This window comes from Novipirellula caenicola, from assembly GCF_039545035.1.
Classification (GTDB): domain Bacteria; phylum Planctomycetota; class Planctomycetia; order Pirellulales; family Pirellulaceae; genus Novipirellula; species Novipirellula caenicola.
In genome coordinates this window covers 100,378-123,605 of sequence record NZ_BAABRO010000015.1, presented here as the reverse complement: position 1 = coordinate 123,605, position 23,228 = coordinate 100,378, and the positions used below count along the sequence as shown (strand labels likewise).

The window sequence follows — 23,228 nt, the reverse complement described above, 5'->3', positions numbered from 1 at the left end:
TCCCTAATCACGATTCGATCGGATCGATGTCAAAGCCCGCCCTCGCCAATCTATTCAGCGACCTGCCCACGTCGCTTGCTGCCGAGTTAGTGAACGTCTTGGTCGAGACGCCAGCCATTCGGATCGAACGAATCGTTTCGACCGGCCACTGCAGTGAGCCCGGATTCTGGTACGACCAAGAGGAAAGCGAATGGGTGATCGTGCTGCAGGGCGAAGCACAGCTCTGCTTTGCTGACGGCACTCCGCCGAAAACACTTTGCACCGGAGACCATCTGATCATCCCGGCGCACCAAAAACATCGCATCGAGTGGACTTCGGCAAGCGAGCCCACGGTATGGCTGGCCGTCTTCTTTCCCGCTTGACTATCGCGTCTCGGTCAGGGGAGCAGAATTAGTAGCGAGAGCGTCAGAGAATCGTTAAACGGCTTGCTGATTTAGTGAACTTTCCTACGGCAAGGGGTGCATGACGGACTTCCTAGTCCGTCAATGGTGTATTCGACGGACTAGGAAGTCCGTCGTACGACTGAAGCAACAAGCCGTAAAGCGATTCAGTCGGATCCAAGTGAAAAGAGCTGATTGCTTGGTGGACGTTTGCGACAGGTAAGTGAAATCGCATCGTAATCATCGATTGCGATGGCATCGGCATCTTTCGGATCAAGCAATACGTTTTGACCAGGCGCGTTTTTCCCGTGCCGCTCAGCATTATCCGCCATCTCGTTTAACAGCGATGCCATAAACCGATAGGCCTCAGGGGTCCCATCAAGTTCCAAATACTTGCGTTCAATTGACGACGAGTCACCGCCTTGCTTGACCGTCTGTTGATGCGAATAAATCCGCAAACTTCCGCTGGCTAAATTAGTAAGCAGGGATCGAACTTTCATGAATTTTCTTATCGGGGAACAAGAGTACAGGGCTGCCCTGCAAAACCGGACAGGGACCGAATCGCTCGAGATGAATGGAAAAGCCAAACTCGACACACGAGCACAGGACGAGATTTACGATGTCGGCGTGGGCAGTATAGCGAAAAAATTAGAGTGTGCTTTGCGTGAAATCTCTTCTTTTTCAGCGAACCGCGCAAGCAATCGAGCCGCTATCGTTGCTGTCTCGGGCATGACCCGCGTGTCTCGATTTGCAAAGGGTACACGAACACGGATGACGCTGCGAAAACGCTACATTTCCGCTGTTCCTTCACTCCTCATTCCCAAAGTGCGACTCGGTCATCTCACCGGAAATTTGGCCTCGCCAGCGGCAACCGCTGATCGCCACCGCCGGCCGTGGCGAACTCTCTTCTGGATGCATTTGAACCCAACGATTCAGGCTCACTGTGGTTTGGGCTGACGATGGCATGGCGTTTGCCGCCGGCCGATTGGGCAACGCCGAGTCACCACGCTTGCCGCTCAAAGCGGATCGGTCACTGTTGGGTTTCCCACGTGATCATCTCAGAAACAGAGATGCACGACGAGACTTCCCCCACTCTAATAGGGAAGTAATGACGCGGTCCACGCTGAAATCACGCCCCCCAACCTGGAGATCATCATGCTTGGCATTCCGACCCCCAACCTACTTGCAATTTCATCACGTGCAAAAGGGAAGACGGGACGAAACCGAAAGTCGCCATGTCCCAGAAAACGGTCACGGATTCGACGTTTGTTAGCAGAACCACTTGAGGACCGTCGAGTGCTGGCAAGCTTTATCGTCAACACTGCCGCCGACATTGTCGCCGAAGATGGACTGCTTAGCTTGCGGGAAGCGATCCAGGCAGCGAATACAAACGCGGTGATCAACTCCGATACGATCGCCGGTGACGCTGGACCAGGCATCATCGATTCGATTTCATTCATTCCCGATTTATCGACGATCACGCTCACCAGCGAATTGTCGATCACTGACTCATTAGCGATTGCGTTGGTGGACGCCACCGAGATCACGATCAGTGGTGGTAACGCGTCACAAATTTTCTCGATCGATGCGAACGCAGATCCCGCGATTAGCAACGAGGTGTATCTTCAAGGATTGACGTTGCTTAACGGGACCGCGGCCGTCGGCGGCGCGATTTATGTTGCCGCCGGTCAATCACTCTTTCTCGATTCGGTGACGTTGTCGGGTAACACCGCGAACGGTGACGCGGCAAGCGAAGGGGGCGGCGGGATCTTCAACGATGGCGGAACCCTGAACATCGCCAATTCCATCCTCAGTGGAAACACAGCGTCGGGAGTCGCTGGCAGTGGCGGGGCGATTTTTAACGCAAACGGTGGCGCACTCGCCATTGCGAACTCGACCATCTCGGGGAACGTGGCCAACCGAGCCGGCGGAGGAATCGAAGACGCCTCGGGGTTGAATGGAAGCGTTGCTCTGAGCGGAATCACACTGAGCAACAATAGTGCCGGTGTTGGCAACGGCGCCGTAGCAAACCCTGGTAATGGAGGTGGACTTCATATCAGTGGGGCTGGTGATGTCTCGATCAGTGGGGGTACCGTTACGGGCAACACCGCCGCGGCCGAAGGGGGTGGCCTTTGGAACAGCGCCAACGGAACATTGACGCTATCCAATGTGACAGTCCAATTGAATTCGGCTAGCGGCAATGAGGCAACTCAGGGAGGCGGCGGGATTTTTAACGATGGCGGGACGCTTTCGATCAGTGGTGGCTCGATTGAACAGAATTTTGCGGACGGAACCAGCGGCAGTGGGGGTGGTTTGCTAAGCGTTGATGGCGACGTGACCATCACGGGAACGGTGATCGATCAGAATGCGTCGCACCGCGCAGGCGGTGCGATCGAAATCATTCTCGGATCGGTCGAGTTGAGTAATACAACTGTCTCAGGTAACGTCGCCGGACCAATCGGTTTCGCGGCGCCGGGAAACGGCGGCGGTCTGCACGTTACAGGTGGGGCCGACATCATGATTACCGGCGGCACGATCTCGGGGAACTCTGCGGCACTCGAAGGAGGCGGTCTGTGGAACGGCACCGGAACGATGACGATCGATGGCACCACCATCGATGGAAACACCGCATCGGGCGATGCCGCGGACGACGGGGGCGGCGGGATCTTTAATAACGGCGGCACGCTCACCATCACCGGCAGCTCGACGGTAATCAGCAACAATGTCGCCGATGGCACCAGCGGCAGTGGCGGCGGAATTTTCAATGCCTCCGAGGGAACGATCTCGATTACGGACGCGACCATCACGGCAAACACAGCAAACCGAGCCGGCGGTGGGATCGAAGACGCCTCGGGGGTCGACGGTGGAACCGACTTGACGGGCGTGACATTGACCAACAACATCGCCGCAGCGAACCCCGGCAACGGTGGTGGGCTACATGTAACAGGTGCGGCCGACATCTCGATTTCCGGCGGCACGATCTCGGGTAACTCTGCGGCACTCGAAGGAGGCGGTCTGTGGAATGGCACCGGAACGATGACGATCGACGGCACCACCATCGATGGAAATACCGCATCGGGCGATGCCGCCGACGACGGAGGCGGCGGGATCTTTAATAACGGCGGCACGGTCATCATCACCGGCAGCTCGACGGTAATCAGCAACAATGTGGCTGATGGCGTTAGCGGCAGTGGCGGCGGAATTTTCAATGCCTCCGAGGGAACGATCTTGATTACGGACGCGACCATCACGGGAAACACTGCCAACCGAGCCGGCGGTGGGATCGAAGACGCCTCGGGGGCCGACGGTGGAACCGACTTGACGGGCGTGACATTGACCAACAACATCGCCGCAGCGAACCCCGGTAACGGCGGCGGGCTGCACGTAACAGGCGCCGCCGACATCTCGATTTCCGGCGGCACGATCTCGGGTAACTCCGCGGCACTCGAAGGAGGTGGTCTGTGGAATGGCACCGGAACGATGACGATCAATGGCACCGCCATCGATGGAAATACCGCATCGGGCGATGCCGCGGACGACGGGGGCGGCGGGATCTTTAATAACGGCGGCACGCTCACCGTCACCGGCAGCTCGACGGTAATCAGCAACAATGTCGCTGATGGCGTTAGCGGCAGTGGCGGCGGAATTTTCAATGCCTCCGAGGGAACGATCTCGATTACGGACGCGACCATCACGGGAAACACTGCCAACCGAGCCGGCGGCGGAATCGAAGACGCCTCGGGGGCAGACGGTGAAGTTGATTTGATTGGTGTTGAGTTAAGCAACAACAGCGCCGGGGTTGGTAACGGCGCCGCAGCGAATCCAGGCAACGGCGGTGGGCTGCATATTAGCGGGGCTGGCGAGGTCACGATCAGCGGTGGCTTGGTATCAGGCAATACGGCGGCTGCCGAGGGAGGAGGCTTGTGGAACAGCGTCAGCGGAACACTGACGCTATCCAATGTGACAGTCCAATTGAATTCGGCTAGCGGCAATGAGGCAACTCAGGGAGGCGGCGGGATTTTTAACGATGGCGGGACGCTTTCGATCAGCGGTGGCTTGATTGAACAGAATTTTGCCAATGGAACCAGCGGCAGCGGGGGTGGTTTGTTGAGCGTTGATGGCGATGTGACCATCACCGGAACGGTGATCGATCAGAATGCGTCGCACCGCGCAGGCGGTGCGATCGAAATCATTCTCGGATCGGTCGAGTTGAGTAATACAACTGTCTCAGGCAACGTCGCCGGACCAATCGGTTTCGCGGCGCCGGGAAACGGCGGCGGGCTGCATGTAACGGGCGCCGCCGACATCTCGATTACCGGCGGCACGATCTCGGGGAACTCTGCGGCACTCGAAGGAGGCGGTCTGTGGAATGGCACTGGAACGATGACGATCGACGGCACTACCATCGCTGGAAACACCGCATCGGGCGACGCCGCGGACGACGGGGGCGGCGGGATCTTTAATAACGGCGGCACGCTCACCGTCACCGGCAGCTCGACGGTAATCAGCAACAATGTCGCTGATGGCGTTAGCGGCAGTGGCGGCGGAATTTTCAATGCCTCCGAGGGAACGATCTCGATTACGGACGCGACCATCACGGGAAACACTGCCAACCGAGCCGGCGGCGGAATCGAAGACGCCTCGGGGGCAGACGGTGAAGTTGATTTGATTGGTGTTGAGTTAAGCAACAACAGCGCCGGGGTTGGTAACGGCGCCGCAGCGAATCCAGGCAACGGCGGTGGGCTGCATATTAGCGGGGCTGGCGAGGTCACGATCAGCGGTGGCTTGGTATCAGGCAATACGGCGGCTGCCGAGGGAGGAGGCTTGTGGAACAGCGTCAGCGGAACACTGACGCTATCCAATGTGACAGTCCAATTGAATTCGGCTAGCGGCAATGAGGCAACTCAGGGAGGCGGCGGGATTTTTAACGATGGCGGGACGCTTTCGATCAGCGGTGGCTTGATTGAACAGAATTTTGCCAATGGAACCAGCGGCAGCGGGGGTGGTTTGTTGAGCGTTGATGGCGATGTGACCATCACCGGAACGGTGATCGATCAGAATGCGTCGCACCGCGCAGGCGGTGCGATCGAAATCATTCTCGGATCGGTCGAGTTGAGTAATACAACTGTCTCAGGCAACGTCGCCGGACCAATCGGTTTCGCGGCGCCGGGAAACGGCGGCGGGCTGCATGTAACGGGCGCCGCCGACATCTCGATTACCGGCGGCACGATCTCGGGGAACTCCGCGGCGCTCGAAGGAGGTGGGCTGTGGAATGGTACTGGAACGATGACAATCGATGGCACCACCATCGATGGAAACACCGCATCGGGCGACGCCGCGGACGACGGGGGCGGCGGGATCTTTAATAACGGCGGCACGCTCACCATCACCGGCAGCTCGACGGTAATCAGCAACAATGTCGCTGATGGCGTTAGCGGCAGTGGCGGCGGGATTTTTAATGCGACCAATGGGACGATCTCGATTACGGGCGTGACCATCACGGGAAACACTGCCAACCGGGCCGGCGGTGGGATCGAAGACGCCTCGGGGGCCGACGGTGGAACCGACTTGACGGGCGTGACATTGACCAACAACATCGCCGCAGCAAATCCTGGTAACGGCGGCGGGCTGCATGTAACGGGCGCCGCCGACATCTCGATTACCGGCGGCACGATCTCGGGGAACTCTGCAGCGCTCGAAGGAGGCGGTCTGTGGAACGGCACCGGAACGATGACGATCGATGGCACCACCATCGATGGAAACACCGCATCGGGCGACGCCGCGGACGACGGAGGCGGCGGGATCTTTAATAACGGCGGCACGCTCACTATCACCGGCAGCTCGACGGTAATCAGCAACAATGTCGCTGATGGCGTTAGCGGCAGTGGCGGCGGGATTTTTAATGCCAGCGATGGGACGATGTCGATTACGGACGCGACCATCACGGCAAACACAGCCAACCGAGCCGGCGGTGGGATCGAAGACGCCTCGGGGGCCGATGGTGGAACCGACTTGACGGGCGTGACATTGACCAACAACATCGCCGCAGCGAACCCCGGTAACGGCGGCGGGCTGCATGTAACGGGCGCCGCCGACATCTCGATTTCCGGCGGCACGATCTCGGGGAACTCTGCGGCACTCGAAGGAGGTGGTCTGTGGAACGGAACCGGAACGATGACGATCGATGGCACCACCATCGATGGAAACACCGCATCGGGCGATGTCGCGGACGACGGGGGCGGTGGGATCTTTAATAACGGAGGTACCGTGAACATCACCGGCGGTTCCATCAGCAACAATGTTGCCGATGGCGACAGTGGCAGCGGTGGAGGAATTTTGAACCTTGGCGGCACGATAACCATTTCAGACGTCACAATCACGTCCAATTCAGCGAGTCGGGCCGGAGGAGGCATCGAAGACAACGCGGGCGACTCGATCGTGATCAGCGGAGCTCAGCTGCATGGCAATTCCACAGGTGACGCACCGGGAAATGGCGGCGGACTGCATATCACTGGCGCGGGGAGCGTTTCGATCACCGACAGCACGATTTCGGCAAACACGGCGACCAACGAGGGTGGCGGGCTGTGGAACAGTAGCGACGGCACGCTTGTCGTCCATCGTTCTACCGTGTCAGGAAATACATCAGTCGATGGCGGCGGTATCTTCAACGATGGAACAAGCGGTGATATCACCATCACCAACTCGACGATTGCCGCCAACATCGCGACCAACAACGGTGGCGGCATCAGCAGCGAAGGGGCCAATGTCACGTTGACCAGTGTTACGATTGCCGGCAACACCGCGGTCGCTGGCGGAGGAATCAATACGCTCGGCGGCGTCTTCACCGTCACCAACACGCTCGTTGCCAACAACAATGCGACGACCGGGACGGACGCCTCGGGCTCGATTACCAGCGGTGGCAACAACCTGTTTGGAAATTCGACAGGGGTCTCTCTGACGGGTTCATTGCCGAGCGACATCATCGATGTCGACCCGCTACTAGACATGCTGGGGGATAATGGTGGTCCGACGCCTACCATTGCATTGCTGCAAGGCAGTCCAGCACTAAACGCGGGCGTCGCCGCTGGATTGGCCATTGACCAAAGAGGAGTCGCACGTCCCCAAGGTGCCGGGTTTGACATCGGAGCATTCGAATCGAATTTGAACGGGACGGTTACTCCAGCCCGGTTGTCCATCACGGCGACCGATGCCCTCAAGAACGAAGGCAACTCGGGGTTCACACCGTTTTCCTTTATCGTGACACGTGCGGACAATACAGCGGACGCGACCACGGTCGACTTTGTGGTTACCGGTATTGGCAACAATCCCGCATCGGCCAACGATTTCGAGGATGGCGTTTTTCCAAGTGGCGAGGTCCGTTTTGCGGCCGGTGAGTCAAGCAAGACGATCACCGTGAACGTTGCCGGAGACACCACGATCGAAAACAACGAAAGCTTCCGCGTGACGCTGAGCAACGCGACTGGCAATGCGTCGATCGATATCGCGACGGCTGATGGAACCATCCTTGACGATGATCGTCCGCCTACCGTTCCTCGCGTGGTCATCCCCAATCAGGTCGAAGGAGGACAACCTGTCCCCGGCGACGGTACAACGACTGCGATCTTGTTCCAGTCGCTCGTTGACACGATCGTCACCATCACGCCGGTGGGTACCGCGTCGCTGAGCGAAACGGTTCTGATCTTTGACACCGATGCGATGATCGTGAGCAACATGATCGGTACCGTTGCCACCGCATCACTCGAAGCCGGGGGAGTGTATGCGGTTGTGTTTGAACCTCAATTGGAAGATCGCATTTTTGCGATCCGCACCTCGACGGGGCCTGGATCGCTTTCCAATGCCCCTCCGACCAACATTCTGCAGCCCACCGACACCAACGCCAGCGGCGAAACGACCGCCATGGATGCTTTGTTGGTGATCAATTCGCTTGGTCGCCATGGTGGCGGCGAAGGTGAATCGATCATTCCCCGGTTCCTGGATGTCAATCGCGACAACAAAGTCACCGCACTCGATGCTCTGCGTGTGATCAATCAGCTTAACCGCACTAGCGTGAACACGACTGCGACCAGTGAAACGTCGCCATCGCTTCCTGCATTGTTGCCCTCGACGGCCACCGATGACAGCCCCGACTCGGTGACGAACGATGCTGCGGTCGACACGCTCTTTGGCGACACGCCGTCTGGCTCACTGCTCGTCCGATCCAATGCGGCGAACGATACGAGCGAGCCTCAGTCGACGGTTAATCTCGACGCAGTGGACAAAGCGATGGCAGAAAGCGAAGTAGCGACACCATCGCTGCTCGACGATTCCCTGCTCACGCTTCTGTCGTAGGCAACATCGCGAAAGCCCAAAGCGAGTTCCGATGGGATGCATCGAGACTCGCCACCGGAGCGAACGACGCAGAACTGCGTGTTCATCAACCATCATGAACGATGAACACGCAGTCGCGGTCGTGCTGAGTCAACGGTCTGTTGAGAATGCGAACAGGTTGACAATGGACAGCCTGCAAGTGGCGTGCGAGCTTGGTTTCGTGGCACGCAAAATGCGAAGTGTGCAAGGTGTGCTGATACCGTTTGGCGAAAACGGGCTGCGTCGGCACCACTCTCATTGCAACGACGTACAATTGAAGGTTAGTTCATGAATCACAAAGAGAAAAACGTGACGGACAGCGTTAAGGAATCCATTCATTCCGAAGATCAACCGCTTGGTAAAAAAGCACCCGGAGCCCCCTTTGCGGTGGTCGGTTTGACCTATCCACTCATTTTGATTGGGATTCTAGCGATCGCAGCCGCCTACTATTTTTTGACAAGGTAACCCCATCGTCGATCACGCGGACGATTCGATCGAATCGATTATTTGACGACATACTGCCGTTCGTTGGGAGTGAGCGGCTGACGTGATGCAAGTTGGTGTCGCAGCACCTCATGATCGGCATCCGATGCATCGCCGTTGCCACGAGCCCGATCCGCCACACGTTGATACAGCGTGTCGGTGTCGGCGGAACAATCCAAGATTGCAAAGGTCGCAGATTCGCGAGAGGCTAGCTCTCGAAAACAGGAACGCTGGGATTGCTGCAGAAACGTCGCGTCGACGACCACCGAATACCCCGCTCGCAGAATCAATTTTGCGAGGTGCTGCAATCGCTGGTATGTCGCGGCCGTGGCTTCGTCACTGTACAGATCACTTCGCGAGAAACGTTCCGTCGGCTGCATCCCATAGATGCGTTTGCGTTCGACATCGCTGCGAATCCGAAAACAGTCGTCTTGCTGAACGATGCGTTCGCTTTTGGTTGTTTTCCCACTACCGCTAACTCCGTGGGTGATCCAAAGGGTGGGCGTTTCCTCGGTCGTGAATCGATGGGCTAATGCGATATGGCCGCGGCAATCCGCTTCTGCATCTTCACGTTCGGCTGCGGACGCATCAGATTGTTTAGCACGGATCGACGCGACCAAACCGCGAACGATGGCGCGGTAAACAAGAAACCAGCGAAGGGTGCGTAGCGATTCGTAGTCTCCGGTGCGTTGGAGATAATCATTCATAAAACTGCGACCGAGTTCGAGGTGCCCGCGAGCGGCGAAATCCATCATCAAAAATGCAGCATCGCTCATCACATCGATCCAACGCATCCGCGAATTAAACTCGATCCCGTCAAATGGAATGAACCGGCCCTGCCAATTGACGACATTTTCCAAATGCAGATCGCCATGGCATTCACGAATGAACCCTGCTTTCGCACGCTGAGTGAACAGCTCTGCATGTTCTCGGATGAGCGATTCGGACCACTGCTCTACCGCGTAAATCGTTGTCACCGTCGGTGCCGAGCAAACCTGTTTTAATTGACGCAGCATGGATCTCATGTTGTCGAACACGAACTCAGGCCAACTGATTGCATCGGCTTCTTCGCATCGTGCGGCTGAGTGATGAAAATCGGCAATGGAATCGCTCAATTGCGACACCTCGCTCAATGTCACTCGGCCTGCCTTGACCCGTTCGCTTAGCAGGGCGTCACTGGGAAAGCGACGCATTTTGACCGCGTACTCCACCGGTTCGCCGTCACCTTCCACCCGAAGTTTTCCATCGACCTTACAAATGGGCACGACGTCTAAGTACAAATCGTCGGCAAAACGGCTGTCCAATCGCAGTTCTTCTTGGCACAGCCGTCGGCGTTTTTCGAGCGAGCTGTAATCGAGAAACTCGGTTTTCACCGGTTTTTTAATCTTGTATGCATAGTCGCCCACAAGGAAGACCCACGAGATGTGGGTCTCATGAAATTCAACGGTCGCATTGGAGTCGGGAAACGCATCGAGACGATGCAACGAGTCAACCAGATTCACCTCGGTAGTGTCCATCGATCCAACGGCGGGGTTACAAGCGTGCGGTAGACGGGGAAGACGCGAACTAGGTCGACGCCGTCTCCGCATGCGGCGTCTTTTTGGGGATTCCTTGAACCATTCGGTTTCGAGTAATCCAAACGCTGCAGGGCGCGTGCCGCAGAACGAATCGCGACGTGCTTCCCATCAAAACTCGCCCTAACCGTGTGCGAGGCGTCTCGCCGACCACCACGATATCACACTCGTTTTCTTCGAGATAACGGACCAATCCTTCGCCAATATGATCGTGCACAATCGACTCGACACGAACGTGGGCTGCGGTCTTGCGCAATCGATCGGCTGCTTTGTCAGCGGCACGTTCGGTCGATTTTCGTCTGACGGATTCGTCGATACCACCAGCGAACAACGCGGACACGACACGCAGATCGGGCTCGGCCCCCCAGCGAACCTCGGCGATTTCTTCGAGTGCGGCTTCGGCTGGCCCCGTCTCTTCGTACGCAATTGCGATCCGTATGGGATGATTCGCTTTGCGGACTCCGGTGGGCCGGACGACCAACACGCTACAGTTCGCATGCGTCGCAACGTAATCACTCGCGCTGCCCAAGATCAAACGTTCGACCTGGGAATGCCCCCGCGCCCCCATCACAAGAAAATCGGCCTGTTCACGTTTCGCGACCTCTACAATCGTCTCGCTGACATGCCCCTGTTGGATCCGATGCTTTAGCGTCACATTGGCGCCATCAAACATCAATTCAATCTTGGCAAAGGTATCGATGGCGCGTTCACGCTCTCGCTCCAAAATCGTATCCACCCAGTCACCCAGTCCGCTGACGCTACCCGCCGTGGGCACATGCAGTACCGACAACACCGTGATCTCCACTTTGTCTCCGTGAGGCAAATGAGCTAAGAACCGCGTCGCATCCTCTGCGTGAGGTGAACCGTCGGTAGCCAACAGAATCTTTTTCATCAGAATGTCTCCACGGGTGCAATCAGATGTGCTTGTGACCAAACACATCTCCGGTATCAGTCGTCACGACAGGGGTCGGGTTAAAATAGTGCTCCGAGCAAGTCAGTGGATCCCCTGAGGGAAGCCTCATCAAATGCTCGGGGCCCAATTTGACGTTCGCTCGGGCTTGCAGAAAATCGGCCAGCGATTCATAGGGTCCGGTGTCCAAGAATTTTGAAATGCCTTGGACGATGTTGCGGATCACGCCAGGCCCATCGCGGTAGATTGCGGACGTTACCATCACCACATCCGCACCGGCGATCATGGACTTGATCGCATCTTCGGCAGTTCGCACTCCACCGCTAGCCGCGATTTGTAGATCCAACTCGCCAGCACGGGTTCGCACAATTCCTTCGAGAATCGATCCGATCGAATTGACCGCGGATAATTCCCAGCGGATCGACCACTGCATACGATCGATCGAGACATCCCACTGGGGCAGATGCGTGAATAAAACCATGCCGTCAGCGCCGGCAATTTGTAGTTGACGAGCCATCGAGGCCAAATTTGTGAACCGCGGGCTCAATTTCACGGCGACCGGGATTGACACACTCGCACACAAATGGCGGACGATGACGCACACCCGCTCTTCAATCTCCTCGGCCGACTCGCTTGGACTGAAGACCGAAGGATGCCAATTGAACTCCAACGCACTGGCCCCGCTCGCCTCCATTTCTTTTGCATAGTCGATCCAATCACCGTCTTCGAGTCCATCCATACTGGCGATAATGGGAACCGACTCGGCGGCTCGCAAGGCCTCGATCGTCCGCAGGTATTTCTCGGTGCCACCGTTGTACTTGTCCTGCTGGGGTTGGTACCCGCTACGCTGAATCGCATGCTCAGGGCTGGTTTGCATCCACTTCCTGTGCTGAATTTGCTCCTGCAATATCGACGGCAACACGATCGCGCCGGCACCGGCATCGACCAATTGACGCACCGTCTCGTGTTCCATGGTCAGCGGGCAAGACCCAACCATCACAGGCGAGTCCAATTCCATTCCCAAATAGCTACACGCCAGTTCCGAGGCCATGATGGACAAATCCAAAAAAGAGGAGAGAAGAGAAATCGTGGGCCCCCGATTCGAATCAGAGGCAAACCTCGTGCCGGAGCCCCTCGGTTTCGAGAACCAAGGGTCTGCCATCCTCTGCGTTGTCCCCCTTGGACTTAGTCGACAATGACGTCGTCCAGCGGACGTCGCGGAGTCGGTCTGACTTGTTTGCCGTAGCCCAATCGCAACAGAATCTGCGGCACTCCCTGATTGCCGGTCAGTTCCATCAAACGCTTCCGTAGCGTCTCAACTTCAATCGCCTGGTTCAAATACGATGCGTCCACGGACCAGGACGCCGCTCGCAACAACATTTTTGCCAGTGCTTGCCCACACGCGATCCAAGCGTCCATCGTATCGGTGCGGGTCCCAATCACCGCCAACAACGGCGATCCTTCGGCGAGTTGACGATCGATTGCCGCCTTTCCGTCCCCCCAATCAAACGTGCGTACGAGAAAGCTCTCGAACGTCGACGCAAGATCGCCGGCGCCATGGGTGTAGCCGGGAAGCCCATCCCGACGCGAACTGTTGTTGGAATGGCCCCATTTGGCAAGCTCGCGGCGAAAATGGCGATCGCTCGCCTGAAGTCGATCCCCTTCGGAAACGAGATCCGCCACCGCATGCTTCTGTTGGTCCGTCTGAAAATAGTGGATCCAGGCATCTTCGGATCGAACATCATTCATCCATTCCACCTGTAGCTGTGGGTCGACTTCGCGAGGCTCAAACGCGAACCGATTTGTTCGTCGTTTCGCAGCAGCATCCAGAAGCGTCCGTTCATCGAGGGACGGAATGTGCGACCCCGCGACAAGCACGCGTGCCACCAAATCAGGATCCGAACGACATGGCAAGATCGTCACCAAGGTAGCCAACCCATCTGCCTTCATTGCCAACCGCAGATGGTACAGCGCCGCACCGCAACTGATGTACAACTCGCGATCCTGGGGATCGACGACAGGGCACGCTCGTCGCTTGTCGGCAATCACTTCGACTCCGTCATTGCGTATCCGAAATAACCAAGGCTGTGTGTTATGACTTGATGGTGCTTGAGTTGCTTGTTGGACCGCATGACGAAGCCGGGCGGTGAGCAGAGGTGGGGACAAGGTATTCGTAGTCATCGCATTACAACCTATTCGGACAAGAGAAGAGTATTTCGGTGAGTTACCGAGCACTCGAAATAGGGTGCAAACAATGGGCCGTCACGTCGTGGTGCGGTGCGACAGTTGGACATGCACTCGCAGGGGCAGCGTGGGGCTCAATGCCATCGAAGTGGTCGCCGACGTGGTGAGCGGGACGGGCTCACAGTACGGACTACAGTACGGGGCTAAACAACCGTGCGACAGCGGTCCCCATGCGTGCGAAAATGGGACGCAGCGATTCGCCCGCTGCGTTGCTGAGCGTCGATTCGGCGAAATCGTGCTCTAACATCTCCGCGACGTCGGCGATCAGCTTGGGGTCCGCAATCGCAACCATCAACTCGAAATTCAAGTACAGCGACCGATTGTCGAAATTGGTGGACCCGATCAAAACCAAGTCGTCATCGACAAGGACACATTTCTGATGCATAAAGCCTTTTGGAAAACGGTAAACCGGAATCCCGACTTCGGCCAATTGTTGTTCGTAGTAGTAGCCTGCTAGAAAGACCGCCCACTGGTCAGCGATCGAAGGAATCAACAAGCGAACATCGACTCCGCGTGCACGCGCCATTGACAACGCAACGATCAAAGCGTCATCGGGAACCAGATACGGAGTGCTGATCCACAAACGGCGTTTTGCCGTCGCGGCAGTGGACGCAAACATCATCGTCGCGCGGGGTCGTTGATCGGCTGGGCCCGTTGCACAAACCGCCGCGAAGCTCGAATCGATGGCCCGAGACTCGCCGTCGCTGCCCTCCGCTTCGAAATCCCCCTCCGCTTCGAAATGCCGATCTGCTTCAAAATGCCCCTCCAGTTCGACTTGCTCGTCCAGTTCGAAATGCCACTTTGCTTCGGGCAAATCGGTTCGAGCGGCCCAGTAATAGTCGCCGGCAAACACCGCTTGCACCTTGCGAGCCAACTCGCCCGCAATTTCGAGCCCCGTGTCTCGCCATCGTGTGCGGCCGGCACTGATCCCAAGGTACTCGTCGCCGACGTTCAACCCGCCAACGAAGGCGACCTTGCCATCAATCACTGCCAATTTGCGATGATTACGAAAGTTGATTTGAAATCGGTTTACAAACCCCTGCCGGGTATTAAACGCTCGCACGTCAATCCCCGCAGCGACCAATCGCCGGATGTACCGTCGTGATAATCGCAGGCATCCCACTTCGTCATACAGCAAACGCACCTTCACCTGACGCTCGACACATCGCAGTAACGCATCGGCAAGTTTTCTGCCGATCTCATCATCGCGAATAATGTAGAACTCTAAATATACATAATGTTCGGCAGCATCGATCCGCTTCAGCAGCGAGTCGAAAAACGAGGCTCCGTCAATCAGCAATTCATACGAATTGCCAGCACACAGCGGTGTATCCAAGACGTCGGCGAGATACTCGAGCGATGTGTTCAGCGTGGTGGTGCGAACATTAGCATCGGTGATCAATTCGCGACGAACCGAGGCTACGGATTGGACATGCCGCTCGCCCACCGCTCGGATCGCTTCCCGGTATCCCTCGAAACGATGCCGTGCGAACACCCAGTACATCGGCAACACCAGAAACGGAATCGTCACCAGACCAATCACCCACGCCACCGCCGCCTGCGACGTGCGAACATGCCGCAACGCATGGAACGCCGAGAAAATGGCCAATATCTCAATCGACACCACCAGGTGTGGAATGAAGGTGATGAACCAAGATGGTTGTGAGAGGGAATCGAAGATCTGCATGATCGATGATTCTACACCGCGAGCGGAGTTTAACGAAGTATCGGTGCATTTCTCTTTATCCCGGTGAATCTAAGTCGTGCTAAGCTGCAACCACTGTGGGCGAAATAGCATGACCAACCCAAGTAAAAGAATCACCAAACCGCTGATCAGTTTCAGCCATCGCCCCTCACGTTCTTGCAATTTACGATGCGACAACGTGGTGACCACGATCGCGACCAGCAGGGCATCGTCAAACATGTAGGCAACGATGTACAGCCCGAGGTACAAGTAATTTCCCCAAGCCGGAAGATTTTGCAGCGTCAAAATCTGCGTGTACAACGCGGGCAAGCCGGCGGTACAGAGCAATTCGATCATGTTGACGATCACCGCCAACGCGACGGCACCACTTAACGCCACCGTGAGGTATTTCGCGGCCACAATTTCACGCACACGTCGATACAGCCCCGGCTTGTGACGCTCGGGAATCGATAAGGAGATCCCTTTCTTGAATGCAAAAAAATCCTTCACATTGACGCCTCCAATGAATAACGCCAATCCCCCTAAGACGATCTGCACCGGACGGATAATGCCGACCAAAATGAACAGGTTCAACCATGCTGCCATAAACGCGAAGTAGGCCAATCCGCTTACCACCACAAAGGTCCCGGCAATGATCAGCATTTTTTTGCGGTCCTTGATGTTCACCAGCACGGACAACAAGAAAACCAAGATCCACATCGCGCATGGATTGAAACCATCAATCAATCCAATGACCAACGTGAACAACGGCAGACCTAGCTCATCGACTTGCAATCGTCCCCAGAATGGAACCTCGATCGCCTCCTCGACCGTCTCGCTGCCAAGGATCTCGGGCTCGGTTTCGATTTCGCCTACCTCGGAAACATCGGCCTCGCCCGGTAGCTCCAGTTCATCGAGCGTCTCGGCATCGCCGGAGGACTGCGGCGCCAGCAGAAGTGGGATCGTCATCGCAGGCTGCGGCGTGAACGAGACCAAGCTGACGACAGAACGTTGCCCCGAGTGCCAACGCGATTGATCCTCAGGCTGGGGACGTGATGATGAATCGCCAGAAACCTGCTGGATCAGCGATTCGAGTTGAGCTCCTGTGACATCATCTCCCTGGTAACCAATGATCACGCGACGGGCAAAATCGATCGTGGGCAACCCCGGCGGCACGCCGCTGCCACGACACAATGCTTCCCAGCGGCCACGAGCACTCGAGTCATCGTCCACTTCATAGATACGAAACCGGATGGCAGGCCACCGTTTTTGCAACCCCGGCAGAAATGCCTTTAGCTTTTGACAGCGGGAACACGTCGCTCGGGTGTAAACCTCCGCTGTAAACAACGCTTCAATTTCAGGGCCGCTGCGGTCTTCGGTGACAAAACCAAAATAAGTACGCTGACAGCAGTGAAAGGTGGGCAACACCGGCTGCGCTCGTCCGGCCGCTTTGCTGATTTCAACCAGATAGGGAAGTTGGCTGCGATCTTTGATCAGATCGTGAACGCGAATATCCAATCCGCTCACTCGCCGCTTTAACGAATCGACATAATCCAAAACACGTTTCGTCGATTGATGATCACTGCGGACAAACACATCGAATCGCACCTGGTGAACGATGTCGCGACGGGGATCCTCCGCCAAACTCACCGCTGCCGAAAGGAAACACAGTGCCAATGCGATCACACGGGTCAATCGGATCATCGAACCTTACCTCAGGCAAAAATCTCGAAGCGGGATGGAGCGTCGTGATTGCAAAGCAAAGAATGTTCCTTGCCACTTTTAGGGTGGGCGGAACCGATTTGCGTCGACATTCGGCCTTTGTCTGTGCAGATCGTCACGGGTCTAAGCTCGCCAGCGGTTTCATTTGTCACGCTTCGAGTGGTTGGGGCAGCGAGAACGCGACCATTTCGGCTCGGCCCAGCGTTTGCAAATACTCATTCATGCCGACTCGTCGAGACCGCGATCATCCTTCGGCGTTTCCATCCCCTTTCCATTGCAAATCATGGAGCCCACAACATGTCTGGACTAACCGCAAAACGGATCGTCGCGCCGGTCGATTTCAGTGACTTGTCATTTGATGCCGTTGACAAGGCACGGCAGATCGTTGACGAAGGGGGCTCGATTGACGTGATTCACGTGCTGCCTATTTTGCCGGTGATGGAGTACGGCAACCTGTATGGCACGGTCACGGACAAGTCGCGAATCGAACATGTCAAAAACAATCTTCGCGAACGATTGCCAGACGCCAAAGGGGCTACGATCACGATCCATGCCGTCGTCGGAGATGCGGGCCGCGAGATCACCCAGTTTGCCGAAAGCGAGGAAGCCGATTTGATCGTGATTCCCTCGCACGGCTATGGTTTTGTCAAACACATCCTTCTCGGCTCGGTTGCCGAACGCGTCGTCCGACTTGCTCATTGCCCCGTGCTGGTGCTGCGGAGCTAGTGGATGTCGTGGATCGCCCCTGCGATCTCGTCGTGTGGCGCAAGCCGCCCGGCAAATCTCGAACGTTTCACTCGCCGCCACCGGACGGACCCCGCGCCGCCCCGCGCCCCACAGTCGATGGCATTGGACTAAGCAGGTCGGTTCACACGATCGGAAGGTTTCTAGCTCGCTTGCAACCGTCGCTTGAGCGCCGTGCTGCACACGCCGACCGCGACCCGAGTGATCGGGCTGATCGATTGGATGGGCTCGAGCGTCTCGGCTCGCCCCAACCACAACACGACCTGGTCTGTCGACTTGCCGAGTGATTCCGCAATCAGCAACACCTCGTACAGATCGAGATTATGAGTTCCTTGAGCGGGGATCGTCTGGATTTGCGCACGATGATCCGGGTTAGCAAAATCGAGTCGCCACAGCGAAACGTTGGCGGGCAATCCCACAACGGCATCGACGATGTGAATGTCCGCGTCCACATCAAGCCATGTAACGATGTCGATGGGGCTGCGGATTTTGCGAAGCGAATCACTTGCGTCCCCCTGCATCAGTTCATCGATGACGGTCCATCCAAATTGATCGTCGCCATGGGAACTGCCTAACCCAAGCACCACTTGGCGACGCGGCTCGGCACCCTGCAAACGTTTTTTGTTAGTTCCGTACCACATGGACCGTCAAGAAGTGAGAAGAACAACTGATGCATGGGTCATAGGTGCGAATCAGTTTTTCGCATTCATTGGCAATCGTCTGATCCGATTCGCGGATCAATTGAGGCAGGTAACCACGCAAATCAAATTCGATCTGCCGTTGGTTCTGTGACGTCGGAGGCACAATCTTCGCACCGGCCACCCGTCCATCGTCGCTGATTTCATAATGGTGATACAGCAATCCACGTGGGGCTTCGGTCGCCGCACATCCAAATCCGGATTGCACCACATAGGGAACAAACGCTTGGTTCGCGGTTTCATAGGATTGGATTGTCGCGATCGATTCCTCCAGACAACTGACGACTTCAATCATGCGTGCCAGAATCGAAGCGAAGCGATTTTGGGTGACCGATACAGGACAGATTTTCTTGGCTAACGCAAACGCCTGAGGCGACAACTGATCCCGATTTAGTGCGACACGAGCCAGCGGTCCTAGCAAATAGGACGATGTTTGGCCGCGACGCGTCGATTGCAGCGCGGTACTGTGAGCCACCTGGTCTTCGGAAAAGTGCTGCTCGTACTTGTCGACATCGAAAGTCGGAAATTGGGTCGAGGCGATTTGGCCTTGGTTCATCGAGTATTCATCGGGATGATGCATCGCGATCAGTTCACAGGTTGCGTCGAAGGTTGGAAACGAGAACCCCGCGACCCAATCGGCCAACTCGATCGCTGCTGCAAGTGCCCACTCCAGCTCGGACAACAGCGGGGTCAATTCCTCGCGGGATGGCATCCGATGAAAACCACCGACGCGAACGTTCACCGGATGGATCGCTCGACCACCGAGGATCTCTAACAGGGCGTTCCCGACTTTTCGGACACGCAACCCATCATTGATCTGCTGTGGAAACTGCTTTGTCAACTCAATCCCGCTGGCACACCCGAAAAAATCGGGAGCACTGAGCAAGAAGACGTGCAAAGCATGACTTTCAATCCATTCGCCGCAGTACAGCAATCGCCGCAACGCCCTGATTTCAGGAGTCACGGTGATGTTCAAGGCCGATTCCAAGGCATGCACCGAGCTCATTTGATATGCCACCGGACAGATTCCACAAATCCGCGCCGTGATGTCCGGCACCTCCTCGATCGATCGCCCTCGCAACAAGGCCTCGAAAAACCGAGGTGGCTCATAGATCGACAATCGCACGTCGTCGATTTCGTCGCCATCGAGCCGAATATGCAGTGCCCCTTCTCCTTCGACGCGAGTCAATGCATTGACGATGATCTTGCGTTCTCGGCTCATTCGTGAGCCCTCGCCGCTGCGGGTTTCGCTTCAATTCGATTGCTCTCGATTTGAAACAACCGTGACGCTGCATTCACATTTCGTAGCTGATGAATCATCTGAAGCGGCGTTGTTCCGTCGGCAAGATAATGCTCGGACAACGATGGCGGATTGGCTTGAGCACAGGGACCGAAACAACCATAACATGCTCGATGATACGCAGGGCAAATCGCACCACACCCTGCTTGTGTGATCGGCCCAAGGCATGGTTTGCCTTCCGTCACCGCGATACAAATGGTACCGCGGCGTTTACACTCCAAACAAACACTGTGCGACGGGATTCGGGGGCGGCGACCGTGGATGAAGGCCATCACCACTTCGAGCAATTGATATTTATCGACCGGACAGCCACGCAATTCAAATTCGACTGTAACGTGATCGCTGATCGCGGTGCTGGTGGCGAGCGAATCGATGTAATCGGGATGCGGGTACACATAACGGAGGTATTCGTCGTGATCGGCCCAGTTTCGCAGCGATTGGATGCCGCCCGACGTCGCGCACGCACCGATCGTCACTAACGATCGCGATTGATGGCGAATCTCACGAATCCGTTCGATGTCTTCGCTGGTCGAAATCGAACCCTCAACAAGTGCCAAGTCAAAAGGCCCCGGCAGCGTAGCACTACTCGCCTCTAAAAAATGGGCAATCTCGACCTTCTCGGCCAACGCGAGCAATTCGTCTTCGCAGCTTAGTAGCGAAAGTTGGCATCCGTCGCACGAAGCAAACTTGAACACCCCCAAACGCTTTTTCTCGGTGCTAGGCAAATGGCTCATAGATCCGTCACCTCCATCAATGAGTGGACCTGATCAAACCGCAGCACCGGTCCGTCTTTGCACAGAAAATGAGGTCCAAATTGACAATGGCCGCAAGTGCCCACGGCGCAGTTCATATGGCGTTCGAGCGATAACCAGATATGGTCACGCGTCAAACCTCGCGAAATCGCAGTTTGAATCGTATACATCATCATCACCTCGGGGCCACACGTCATGAGCAAGGTCTGCGCCGGATCACGCAGTTTCAAACGCTCGAGTAACAAGATCACGACGCCGATGTTGCCGGTCCACATGGTGCTGGCCCGGTCCACGGTGGTGTGCACGTGGATGCCCTGTGAATTCCACTGCGAATACTCGTCTTGGTAGAGCAAATCCGAGGGGGTGCGGGCTCCAATCAATAGATTCAGTTCTCCGAATTGATTTCGGCGACGAATGAGCTCGTGTACCAACGTTCGCATCGGGGCGAGCCCAATGCCTCCACAAACCAGCACGACATCATGACCGACACAGTCATCCAGTGGCCAAGCGGAACCAAATGGGCCGCGCACTCCGATCGTATCGCCGACCGCCAAGCGAAACATGGCGCCGGTCACATTGCCAACCTCGCGGATGGTGTGCACGACCTGGTCCGATCGGATTTGCGAGTCGCTGACGGAGATGGCCACCTCGCCGACCCCCGGCAAATACAGCATGTTGAATTGGCCTGGTTGTGCCGCAACTCGCGAGGTCACGTGGTTGTCCACCCAAGCGAACCGAAACGTCGCCACGCCGGGTGTCTCTTCACGAATCTCAGTCAACCTTGCCGCATCGATTTGCCATGGATCGTTGCGGATTGCCGTAACCGGTGTCTGAGGGACAGCCTTGGCTTGCCGCTTGATTGCAGACACGTCGTCAGCCCCCGGTTCGTTCATCCGTCGTCCTCTTGTCGATTCGTTTCGATGCATCGACTCGTCGAATCGGGCGGACTTCGTTCGAGTCGTTTCAATCGAGTCGCTTTCAATCGCGTCGCATTCAATCGAGACGGTGCGATGATTGGCAACGATGTTACTGCATCTGCGATGCCAAAGCGATTTTGCGATGTCGATCGGCTCCGATGGAGTGAATCCATTGGCTCGAGCGCGCTGTCGTGCTCATCGCAAGTGTGCAGCCAGGAGCATTTAGGAGCGAAAGTGCTGGGGCAAGTGGACGGCAAAGGTCGTCCCCACCCCAAGCTGGCTCTCGACTTCCAAGTGACCATGGTTTTTATCAAGAATCGCCGCCGAGACGGCCAAGCCTAACCCCATGCCTTGTGCCTTGGTGGAAAACAAGGGTTCGGTGATCCGCCGGATATGCTCGTCTCCGATTCCAACTCCGGTATCAATCACTTCAACGATGATTTGGTCATCGCGGACATGGGACGCGAGGGTGACGGTGCCTCCTTCGGGCATCGCGTCGCCGGCATTTCGCAGCAGATTATGAAACACGATCGAAATTTGATTCGGATCGACCATCGCGACGGGCAGATCCGATGCGACTTGGTTTTCAATGTGCACGTTCTCGGGAAGCGAGACTTCCGAGATGACATCGTGAATCAAGTCGCTGACGTTGCATTTGCTTAGACTTGGCTCGGGCAGTCGGACAAAATCGGAAAGCGCTGTGATGACTTTTTCGATCAATAACACTTGACGATCGATACGTTCCAGGTGCTCGCTCGTCTTTTCCGGGGTCAATTTTTTGGCGTTGCGAAGGTAATAAGCCGACGTGCGTACGGCATTAAGCGGGTTGCGAATCTCGTGAGCGATCCCACCGGAAACCTGACCGAGCGTGGCCAGTTTACCGGCCTTTAGCAATTCCGCTTGTGTCGCGTGCAACTCGCTCGTCCGCTCGCGGACGCGTTGTTCAAGTTGATCATTGATTTCTTTTAATTGTTGTTGAGCATTCTTTAGGTCACTGATGTCGCGAACGATCCCGGCAAACAGTTTCTTGTCGCCTAGCGGCACTTCGCTGACGGCCAAGTGCATCGGAAAGGTGGTTTCATCTTTCCGCTTTCCCGTGACTTCCCGGCCAATGCCAATGATTTTGGCGCGTCCTGTTTCGTGGTAACTGCGGAGATAGCCGTCGTGTTCTTCGCGATAGGGCGACGGCATCAGCAATTTGACGTTTTCGCCCACCATCTCTGCTTCGCTATAGCCGAACAATTTGGTGGTGGCGGGATTGACCGACTGCATGATCCCTCGTTCATCGATCACAATGATCGCGTCGACGGCCGTCCTCAACAACGCGGCAAGGAGGACTTGGTCTTGGTTGTACATGGGTGAACGCCTGACATCGTTTATCGTCGAGAATCGAGCCACTGCGCAGCGAGGCACCACGCACATCAAAAAGGAATACGCAGCAACACGTCCCACC

17 protein-coding genes are annotated in these 23,228 nt (G+C 56.4%); 5 read left to right on the top strand and 12 right to left on the bottom strand.

Annotated features, from left to right (window positions below; all coding sequences use genetic code 11):
- The first annotated feature begins 26 nt into the window (after positions 1-26).
- Positions 27-362, top strand: coding sequence for a cupin domain-containing protein (locus tag ABEA92_RS23790; RefSeq protein WP_345686932.1), 336 nt, complete (start codon positions 27-29; stop codon positions 360-362).
- Between the two features lie 185 nt (positions 363-547).
- Here ABEA92_RS23790 and ABEA92_RS23785 read toward each other — a convergent pair whose 3' ends face one another.
- Positions 548-880 (bottom strand): hypothetical protein, encoded by a 333-nt coding sequence (locus tag ABEA92_RS23785; protein WP_345686930.1) that lies wholly within the window; start codon positions 878-880, stop codon positions 548-550.
- Between ABEA92_RS23785 and ABEA92_RS23780 the strand changes: the two genes are divergently transcribed.
- From ABEA92_RS23780 to ABEA92_RS23770, 3 genes are all read left to right on the top strand, one after another.
- The gene (locus tag ABEA92_RS23780; RefSeq protein WP_345686928.1) at positions 879-1,337 is read left to right on the top strand and encodes a hypothetical protein; all 459 of its coding nucleotides are present in this window, start codon (positions 879-881) and stop codon (positions 1,335-1,337) included. The genes ABEA92_RS23785 and ABEA92_RS23780 overlap by 2 nt on opposite strands.
- A 309-nt stretch (positions 1,338-1,646) precedes the next feature.
- Positions 1,647-8,729 (top strand): choice-of-anchor Q domain-containing protein, encoded by a 7,083-nt coding sequence (locus ABEA92_RS23775; RefSeq protein WP_345686926.1) that lies wholly within the window; start codon positions 1,647-1,649, stop codon positions 8,727-8,729.
- A 306-nt stretch (positions 8,730-9,035) separates the two neighbouring features.
- A complete protein-coding gene (locus ABEA92_RS23770) occupies positions 9,036-9,212 on the top strand; it encodes a hypothetical protein (protein ID WP_345686924.1) in 177 nt (58 codons plus the stop codon).
- A gap of 38 nt (positions 9,213-9,250) precedes the next feature.
- On the opposite strand, the gene ABEA92_RS23765 is transcribed toward ABEA92_RS23770, so the two are convergent.
- The 6 genes from ABEA92_RS23765 to ABEA92_RS23740 all read right to left on the bottom strand — a co-directional run bounded on the left by ABEA92_RS23765 (position 9,251) and on the right by ABEA92_RS23740 (position 17,346).
- Positions 9,251-10,747, bottom strand: coding sequence for a bifunctional aminoglycoside phosphotransferase/ATP-binding protein (locus tag ABEA92_RS23765; protein WP_345686922.1), 1,497 nt, complete (start codon positions 10,745-10,747; stop codon positions 9,251-9,253).
- A 49-nt stretch (positions 10,748-10,796) separates the two neighbouring features.
- Entirely contained in the window at positions 10,797-11,696 is a 900-nt protein-coding gene (locus ABEA92_RS23760) for a universal stress protein (protein ID WP_345686921.1), read from the bottom strand.
- A 22-nt stretch (positions 11,697-11,718) separates the two neighbouring features.
- Entirely contained in the window at positions 11,719-12,765 is a 1,047-nt protein-coding gene (locus tag ABEA92_RS23755) for a dihydroorotate dehydrogenase-like protein (RefSeq protein ID WP_345686919.1), read from the bottom strand.
- Between the two features lie 134 nt (positions 12,766-12,899).
- The gene (locus tag ABEA92_RS23750) at positions 12,900-13,895 is read right to left on the bottom strand and encodes an Acg family FMN-binding oxidoreductase (RefSeq protein WP_345686917.1); all 996 of its coding nucleotides are present in this window, start codon (positions 13,893-13,895) and stop codon (positions 12,900-12,902) included.
- 193 nt (positions 13,896-14,088) lie between these two features.
- A complete protein-coding gene (cls, locus tag ABEA92_RS23745) occupies positions 14,089-15,645 on the bottom strand; it encodes a cardiolipin synthase (protein ID WP_345686915.1) in 1,557 nt (518 codons plus the stop codon).
- A gap of 69 nt (positions 15,646-15,714) precedes the next feature.
- Positions 15,715-17,346: a hypothetical protein gene (locus ABEA92_RS23740; protein WP_345686913.1), complete on the bottom strand. Its 1,632-nt coding sequence runs from the start codon at positions 17,344-17,346 to the stop codon at positions 15,715-15,717.
- Positions 17,347-17,661: 315 nt separating this feature from the next.
- On the opposite strand from ABEA92_RS23740, the gene ABEA92_RS23735 reads away from it, so the two are divergent.
- Positions 17,662-18,090: a universal stress protein gene (locus ABEA92_RS23735; protein WP_345686911.1), complete on the top strand. Its 429-nt coding sequence runs from the start codon at positions 17,662-17,664 to the stop codon at positions 18,088-18,090.
- Positions 18,091-18,251: 161 nt separating this feature from the next.
- On the opposite strand, the gene ABEA92_RS23730 is transcribed toward ABEA92_RS23735, so the two are convergent.
- The 5 genes from ABEA92_RS23730 to ABEA92_RS23710 form a co-directional block, all read right to left on the bottom strand.
- Positions 18,252-18,749, bottom strand: a complete 498-nt coding sequence (locus ABEA92_RS23730; RefSeq protein WP_345686909.1) for a hypothetical protein — start codon at positions 18,747-18,749, stop codon at positions 18,252-18,254.
- Positions 18,733-20,028 (bottom strand): Ni/Fe hydrogenase subunit alpha, encoded by a 1,296-nt coding sequence (locus tag ABEA92_RS23725; protein ID WP_345686907.1) that lies wholly within the window; start codon positions 20,026-20,028, stop codon positions 18,733-18,735. The genes ABEA92_RS23730 and ABEA92_RS23725 overlap by 17 nt, the downstream gene beginning before the upstream one ends.
- A complete protein-coding gene (locus ABEA92_RS23720; RefSeq protein ID WP_345686905.1) occupies positions 20,025-20,840 on the bottom strand; it encodes an NADH-quinone oxidoreductase subunit B family protein in 816 nt (271 codons plus the stop codon). Before ABEA92_RS23720 ends, ABEA92_RS23725 begins: the two co-directional genes overlap by 4 nt.
- On the bottom strand, positions 20,837-21,751 hold the full coding sequence (locus ABEA92_RS23715; RefSeq protein ID WP_345686903.1) for an FAD/NAD(P)-binding protein: 915 nt from the start codon (positions 21,749-21,751) through the stop codon (positions 20,837-20,839). The genes ABEA92_RS23720 and ABEA92_RS23715 overlap by 4 nt, the downstream gene beginning before the upstream one ends.
- Positions 21,752-21,997: 246 nt before the next feature.
- Positions 21,998-23,131, bottom strand: coding sequence for a two-component system sensor histidine kinase NtrB (locus tag ABEA92_RS23710; protein ID WP_345686901.1), 1,134 nt, complete (start codon positions 23,129-23,131; stop codon positions 21,998-22,000).
- Positions 23,132-23,228 lie beyond the last annotated feature (97 nt).